This is a genomic window from Arthrobacter sp. B0427-1-12, from assembly GCF_059092905.1.
Genome location: NZ_JBNHIC010000095.1, coordinates 1 through 7,363, shown reverse-complemented (window position 1 = coordinate 7,363; position 7,363 = coordinate 1). Strand labels below are relative to the sequence as shown.

Below are 7,363 nucleotides of genomic sequence, written 5' to 3'. Positions count from 1 at the left end.
GCCGCACATGTGCGGCAGGCCCGACCGTTTTATCTGCGCGGACACTTAGCACGGATGGAGGCTGCGTTTCCGTGTGCCGCCGGTTTTGATCACGGGCCGGTGTCCGGGGCACTGCCGGCCCCGGGGAATTCCCGGGGCCGGGCCTTCCCGGACCGCATCCCGTTGCCGGGGTGAAACTGCCTGGAGTGCCTGTCCGCTGTGGCCTTAATGTTCCCGTTTTCGTCGTTTTGTTCCGCGCGATGGCGGTGTCGCGATGGCTGTTTTCAGGTGCCGGTCCAAGGCAGGAGGAGGAAACAGGTCCATTGAAGGTTTTTTCTCCCGGCCGCTGTGATCGGCCATGCCGCTGCTGCACCGGCATGGGCTGCGGCAGCGCTGCTGCCGCTCCCGTTCTGCCCGCCTGCTTGCAGGCCGGAACCTGTGGGTCGAAGCGGAGGGGATGACCACTGGCGCACAGGTTCCGCAGCGGCCGGCACCGGGGCCCGGCTCCGCGTACGGTCCGGCCGACCACCGGATGCGGTCCTGACCGGTGACCGAATGCGAATTCCCCGGCACCCTCTGCCGGGCAGCGGCCGGCCGGACTGTCATGCTTCGGGCGCCCGGCCATGGCCCGGTCCTGCCGGCAGTGGTCTTGCTGTGCGTGCGGGCAGGCCGGCGGGCCTGGAGCCTGGGCTGTGCCTGCACGGGGGCGGGGCCCGGGATCCAGTGGCGGATCCCGGGCCCCGGGCCTTGGGGTGTGTCCTTCGCGGTTGCCGGTGTGGTTACCGGGTTCCGGTGGTGAAGGTGGAGGTGAAGGTGGTGATCGGGTTGCCGGCGGCGTCCCGGACAGGGGCGGCGACGGTGAGGGTGTAGCGGGTGCTGGCTGCCAGGTTCGATGACGGGTTCAGGGTCGCGGTGAGCCGGCGGGCGTCGTAGGACACGGTCGCCGGCACGAGCCTTCCGGCCGCGTCCTTCAGCGTCACGCTGGTGGCATTGGCGCCCTGGACGTTTTCGCTGAACTGCACGGTCACATCCTCGTCGCGGTCGACGCCGGTGCGGCCGTTGGACGGGTCGACCGAGGCCACGGTCGGGCGGGGTCCGGTGGTGAAGTTCCACGATTCGGCGGTGATGGGGCCGTTGGCGCTGCGGATTGCCGAGGTCAGGGACACGGTGTAGGTCCGGTCGGTGGCCAGGGTCGCGGACGGGGTCAGGGTCGCGGTGCGGGTGGTCGGGTTGTAGACCACCGTGGAGGCGACGGTTGTGGTGCCCTGCCGCAGGGTGAAGTTCGGGGTGGCCGCGGCGGTGGTGGGCAGCCCGGCGGTGATGTTCTGGCTGAAGGTCACCTGCACCGGGGTGCGGGCTCCGGAGGCCACCGCGAAGGTGTTCGGTGCCGGGGTGCGGGAGGTGACGGTCGGGGCGGTGTTGCCGGTACCGGTCAGGGACAGGCTGTGCGGGCTGCCGGCGGCATTGTCCGTGATCACCAGGGAGGCGGTGCGGGTGCCGGAGGCGGTGGGTTTGAAGGTGACGCTGATCTGGCAGGAGGCCCCGGGGGCCAGGGAGGTGCCGCAGCCGGTGTGGGTTTCGGTGAACTCGGCGGCGTTGGTGCCGGTGACGGCCACGCTGCTGATGGTCAGCGGCGCGGTGCCGCTGTTGGTCAGGGTCACGGCCTGCGCGGCGCTGGCGGTATTAAGGTTGGTGGCGGCAAAGGCCAGGCCGGCGGCCGGGGACAGCGAGGCGGCCGGGGCGGTGGCCGGGGCGGTCAGGGCCGCGGTGGCCGCGGCTCCGGTGTTGCCCGCCGCGTCGGTGGCCCGGGCCTTGAAGGTGTAGGTGCCGGCGGCCAGGTTCGTGTAGGCCTTCGGGGAGGTGCAGGCGGTGAACGCGTCGGCACCGGTGGTCATGGAGCAGTCGAAGCCGGCCCCGGCCTCGGAGGCGCTGAAGGTGTAGGAGGGGTCCCGGGTCGGGCCCGCCGGGGAGCCGGTGATGGTGGTGGCAGGTCCTGCGGTGTCCACGGTGACGGACAGGGCTCCCTGGGAGCGGGTCTCCACCCCGGTGGCGGGGTTGACCTCGCTGGCCACGATGCTGTGCACCCCGTCCGTGAGCGGACCGGCGGCGGTGAGGCTGTAGGAGCCGTCGGCGGCGATGGTCCCGGAGGTGTTCAGCACGTTGTCCACATACAGCCTTACCGGGGTGCCGATGCCGGTGGTGCCGGAGGACCCGGTGAAGGTGGGGGTGGCGGCGTTGGTGATGTTGTCCGTGGTGGACGAGCCGCTGTCGCTGGCCGCGGCCAGGTCCGGGGTGGTCGGTCCGACCGCCGGGGCGGGGCAGCCGGGGGCGGCCTGGATCGCGGTGCTGTCGAAGTATTCGGCGATGGTCGCCTCCGGTGCCGGTTCCAGCCCGGGGTTGCGGCCCAGCCACTGCAGGGACGATTCGCCGCCGGTGGCCAGGGCGATGTCCCGGTTGGTCAGCCCGGTGATGGTGGCGCTCCAGGTCGTGGCGGTGGGCGAGTCGTAGACCGGGTTGACCCGCAGATCCTTGCGCCCGTTGGCATTGAACTCGCCGTCCGCGACGATCCGCGCCTCCAGCTGGGCCGCCGGGATCTGGCCGCCGGCCGCATCGGCCGCGGTGCCCTTGAACACCACCGCCCCGTTGGGCGCCGCCGGTGCCACGGCGGTGTCCGCCCGCAGCTGGGCGGCCTTCTGGGTCACCTTGATCCGGGCCGTGGTGGTCTGGTCGGACACTGCGGCCGCGTCGGTGACCCGCACGATGTCACCGCCGCGCACGTCCGGGGTGGCCCCGGCCCAGCAGGGGTCGCCGGCGCCGTGGTTCAGATCGAAGATCCCGTCGAAGCCGGGGGTGGACAGGTCATCGGCCGGGGTGACGGTGGCCGTGCCGACGACCGCGCCGTTGCGGATCAGTTCGACCGTGACCGGGGTGGCGTCGGGCCAGCCCGTACCGTTGACGTAGTCCCGGTCCGGGAAGACCGTGATGCTGTGCCCGTTGGCCGGCGGATCGTTGATGACCGCCGCGGATGAGGCCGGCACCATGACCGGGACCATCAGGGCGCCCAGGGTGACGGCAGCGGCAAGGCCTCCGCCGAGCCGCCGCCGGCGTGCGGGCATGGATGCAGAACGTGTTGACATTTTGGTCTCCTACCAAAGGTGCGCCGCCGGCCCCCGCCGGCGGATCATACCGCCCGTTGTTTTTCAGGCGGTGAAATGAACAATGCGGACAAAACCTTTGAATAAACCTGTAAAAGGAACATGAGAAAACTCTCATAAAAAACTCATGAAAGTCTCATTTTCAGCCACGAATGTTCCGCCTTTAAGGCAATTCCTGCCGCCCGTTTCAACATTTTTCGCCGGCTCCTGCGCGCCGGGGGAGCCCCACGGAAAGCCCAAGGCCGGAACCCTCTACTGGACCCAGCCGACTCCTACCGGCACAGGACCGGGTGCAGGATGCCGCCAGCGGGTGCGGGCGTCCTGCACCCGGTTTGAGGGAGCCGTCTCCCTCGGCCCCGGCTGGACCACAGGGGAGCCGGACCTGCAGGATGTGTGCCTGCAGGATGGGTGCTGTTCGCGACGGAGGGCTGCCGGCACCTCATCGCGGCCCGGATCAGCCGGTTATGCTACAAACCGGCGCTGCCCCCCGTTTTTGGCCCGAAACGCGGGAAACGGGGGGGAGGCGGCGATCATCCGGGTTATCGGTGCCGGAACGGCGCCACGGGGGCCTGGGCGGTACAGACTTGGGCGGTACGGACGGGAGCAGCGGAGACAGGTATGGCAGATCATTCCGATGGCACGGCGGCAGTTCCGGCCCACCCGCGTGACGGACGGGTCGGCTCCGGACCCGGCGCTCTCGCCGCCATCAACCCGGAACTGGAGCGGCTGCGCGAACTCGCCCATGCACACAAGTCCCATGCCGTCTCGGCCAGCACCGCCCGCGCCTACCGCAGCGACTGGCAGATGTTCGAGGCCTGGTGCGCCGCCCACGGTCTGCCGGCGCTGCCCGCCGGCCCCGACACCGTGAGCATGTATCTGGCCGACCGGGCCCGGCTCGTAAACGCCGGGGGCGCCCCCGTCTACAAGCCCTCCACGCTGCAGCGCTGGCTGGCGGCGATCGCCCGCCGGCACGCCGCCCACGGCTATGAGTCGCCGACCCGGACCACCGACGTGTCCATGGTCCTGTCCGGGATCGCCCGCGAGCGGCAGGCGCCGGTCCGCCGCATGGTTCCGCTGCTGCTCGATGACCTGAAAATCGTCCTGTCCTCCATGGACCGGGACCGGTGGCCGCACGGGGTGTCCGCCGCCCGCGATTCATTCATCCTGCTCTCTGGTTTCGCCGGGGCGTTCCGCCGCTCCGAACTGGCCGCCCTGACCGTCGGCAGCGTCAAATACCACGTCCACGACGGACTGCACTTCCGCATCACGCACTCGAAGACCGATCAGGAGGGCCGGGGCGTGACCCGGGGCCTGCCCTACGGCGAACATCCGGGCACCTGCCCGGTGTGCGCATGGACCCGCTGGATGCTCATGCTCGAAGCAGCACAGAAGGGGAGGGCGGCACTGATGAAGGCCGTCTTTGAAACTCCGTCGTGGGCTGGCCTGACACACATCTGCCGCAAACCCCGCCGCTGGCACCTCGACCCGCAGACCCCGCTGCTGCGCGCGATCAGCAAGGCCGGGCAGATCAAAGAGCAAGGCGTCGGCGGACACGCCCTCAACGCCATCGCCAAACGCCGGGCAGCCGCCGCCGGGTTCAGCCACGAGGACATCGGCTTCCACTCCCTGCGCGCCGGATTCGTCACCCAGGCCCGCCGCAACGGCTTCGACTCCCGCTCCATCCGCCTGCAGACCGGCCACAAATCCGACGCCATGGTGGAGGTCTACGACCGCGAATACGTGCCGCTGGCCGGCGGCAACGCCGTCATGGGCCTGGGCCTGTGACCGCCCGGACCACCGACAGCGGACTGAAGCCGGCCCGGCACGGCCTGAAACCACCCGGCTCCGGGGCACAGCACCCCCACGTGCAGCGGCACTGGAGCCTGTATGCGGACTGGTGCGAGGCGACCGGCCGGGAGCCCATGCCGGCGGACGCCGAAACTCTCGATGCCTTTGTAAGGCAGTGCCCGGCCTCCAAGGCCCTGACCGTGAGGCGGCTGGACGCGATCCGGGTCATGCACGACCGGGAAGGGGTGCCGTTCGCCCCGCTGGGCGACAATGACGTGCCGCTGCCATGGCGGAGAGGGCAGGGGTGGCTGGAGCTGCCGCAGGCGCTGGCCTGCGTCCCGACCGTGGGCTGGGTCCGCGGGTTCACCGGACGCCGGGACGGCTTCATCCTCGTCGCCGCCGGGGAACTGCGCCTGTCCCGCAACCGGATCAGGCGGCTCACCGCCGGGGACATCGAAGCCGGGTCCAGACACACCGCCGTCCTCGGCACGGTCATCAGCCGCAGTGACGAGCCGGGGGAGTGCCCGGCCTGCGCGGTCACCCGGTGGCTGGACGTGCTCGGCCGCTGGGAGAGGGACTGGCGCGGGGGAGTGCGGCAGTATCTGGCCCTGGCCCAACCAAGCGCCCTGCACGCCTGCGACGTGCCGCCGACCCCGGGCTGGGAGAACGCGGAGACCCTCATTCCCGGCATTGACCGGTACGGGTGGACCTCGGCCGGACTGGCCCTGAGCATCCGCGCCATCAGCGCCGTGCTCGCCACGCGGCAGAACCCGGAACTGGCACCTATCTATCGGGACGAGCCGCCGGTGCCGGAGGTGGGGATCGAGAGATCGGTGCGCGAGGAGCGGGGCGTGCGGGTCAGGAAGGAGCCGGGCGAATACAAGCGGGAACGCTTCGATGACCTCAGCGAACTCATGGACGCGCTTGATGAGAAGGTCGCAGCAGCCTTGAAGGAGAGTGAGCGGATTCTCGCCGAGGAACGGGGCGACTGAGTATAGGCACTATGTGGAAGGCGACTGTGTTGCAATACGGTGAGCCGTAAGAACGACGTGCCCATAGAATCAACCGACAACGCAGCCTCCTGGTGCCCCCCAATGGTGGAAGCACGCCGAAGCCACCAGCCGCCTCGAAGACCTCTGGCGCACCTGGGAACACCTGCGTCTCGACGGAAAACCGGCATGAGCATCTGGTGGCGCAACCACGCCGACCCCACATGGCTACCCTGCTCTCCGCCGACGGACCATTCAAAGGCTGCACCCCCGGCACCGGCCTAACCGCTGAAGACCGGTAACAGATGGGCCAGCCGCCCATTGCCGGACGTGCCGTAGGATCGGGGCATGGTTACCGGGGAACAGAACGACCGTGAGCGCGAGGACAAGACCCGCGGCCTGATGGCCCTCGGCGAACGACTGACCGGCCTGGAGCTGGAAAAGCTCGGCTACCTGCCGCACCCCGGGGCATCAGGTGAGGAACCGGAGGGCCAACCTGTCAGCGCCGACGAGCGGGCCGAGTCATTACGGAACGCGAAACTCCTCGCGGGCTGCCTCTGGGAGGCCTCGGTGGTCCTGATCGACCAGCTGTTCGAGGACCTTGATACCGTGAAGGAACTTGATCCGGTCACGCCCTCCGGCATTGCCACCACCTCGGTGCTGTCCGGCCTGCCGCGGCGGTTCGCCGCCGGCTACACGCCCGGCTTCGTGCGGCGTTTCCTGGTCGTAGCCGCCGATACGGCGTCCCTGCTGGTACGGGGCTGGGAATACCCCTCGTGCGTGGCCCAGGAACTGGCCGTCCGGTGCCTGCTGGACCAGGTGGAGGTCATCGAGCACCTATTCGACCTGAAGCTGGCAGACGGGTGGCGCAGCATCCTTGAAGAACAGCTCCTGGAGGACGCGGACAGCGAAATGCTGTACCGGCGCGACCTGGACGGCTTCGAGGACGACATCGAACTGGCCGAGGACCTGGGCCTTGCACCCATGGGCTTCGCCGAATGGTTCGAACCCTTTAACAACGAGTCCAAAGTCCCGCCCTACGCCCGGTAATCCAGGCTGGCCTGCGTCCTGGAGAATCACGACAGCACCATTTCGGCAACCGGTACCAGACACTTCGGGGCGGAATCCGAGGACTCTGTGCTTTGTCTTGCAAATACCGATGTTCGACTGGTGTCATATGCGCTGTTATCGGTGACCTTCGGACACTGCAGGCCCGCGAAGCGGATGTTCCTGGCGGGATTGAGAGATCAACCCGGGGTGATGTCGACTTCCACGTCGAACTTTAAGGTCGGCGGTTGCCCCTGGCCAATGCCTCGATATATGACCTTGCCAGTCGGGGTGTATCCCCGTGCCCAGGCCTCTTCGATGACCAGCTCGCGCTCCTTGGGGAAGGGCGCACCATGGGTGACGAGGTCGTCGAAGCGTTTGGCGTGGTCGCGGTCGGCGTCGAGT

At 69.0% G+C, this 7,363-nt stretch carries 5 protein-coding genes and 1 pseudogene; 4 read left to right on the top strand and 2 right to left on the bottom strand.

All coding sequences use genetic code 11. The annotated features are described in order from the left end of the window. Positions 1-758: 758 nt before the first annotated feature. Positions 759-3,116, bottom strand: coding sequence for an Ig-like domain-containing protein (locus tag AC5RWU_RS23210; RefSeq protein WP_493986532.1), 2,358 nt, complete (start codon positions 3,114-3,116; stop codon positions 759-761). Between the two features lie 636 nt (positions 3,117-3,752). Between AC5RWU_RS23210 and AC5RWU_RS23205 the strand changes: the two genes are divergently transcribed. The 4 genes and pseudogenes from AC5RWU_RS23205 to AC5RWU_RS23190 all read left to right on the top strand — a co-directional run bounded on the left by AC5RWU_RS23205 (position 3,753) and on the right by AC5RWU_RS23190 (position 6,961). Then, positions 3,753-4,919 carry a tyrosine-type recombinase/integrase gene (locus tag AC5RWU_RS23205; protein ID WP_493986531.1) on the top strand — a complete coding sequence of 389 codons (1,167 nt, stop codon included), beginning with the start codon at positions 3,753-3,755 and terminating at the stop codon, positions 4,917-4,919. Further along, on the top strand, positions 4,916-5,914 hold the full coding sequence (locus tag AC5RWU_RS23200; RefSeq protein ID WP_493986530.1) for a hypothetical protein: 999 nt from the start codon (positions 4,916-4,918) through the stop codon (positions 5,912-5,914). Before AC5RWU_RS23205 ends, AC5RWU_RS23200 begins: the two co-directional genes overlap by 4 nt. Before the next feature lie 133 nt (positions 5,915-6,047). Then, a pseudogene (locus AC5RWU_RS23195) lies at positions 6,048-6,104 on the top strand (hypothetical protein); the annotation flags it as partial. 155 nt (positions 6,105-6,259) lie between these two features. Further along, positions 6,260-6,961, top strand: coding sequence for a hypothetical protein (locus tag AC5RWU_RS23190; RefSeq protein ID WP_493986529.1), 702 nt, complete (start codon positions 6,260-6,262; stop codon positions 6,959-6,961). Positions 6,962-7,158: 197 nt separating this feature from the next. Here the strand turns inward: AC5RWU_RS23190 and AC5RWU_RS23185 are convergent. After that, positions 7,159-7,363, bottom strand: a 205-nt coding sequence (locus tag AC5RWU_RS23185; RefSeq protein ID WP_493986528.1) for a hypothetical protein, incomplete at its 5' end; no start/stop codon positions are given.

Excerpts from the sequence above, each read along its gene's own strand:
- AC5RWU_RS23210 (WP_493986532.1), bottom strand. The coding sequence starts at position 3,116 with ATGTCAACACGTTCTGCATCCATGCCCGCACGCCGGCGGCGGCTCGGC.
- AC5RWU_RS23205 (WP_493986531.1), top strand. The coding sequence starts at position 3,753 with ATGGCAGATCATTCCGATGGCACGGCGGCAGTTCCGGCCCACCCGCGT.
- AC5RWU_RS23190 (WP_493986529.1), top strand. The coding sequence starts at position 6,260 with ATGGTTACCGGGGAACAGAACGACCGTGAGCGCGAGGACAAGACCCGC.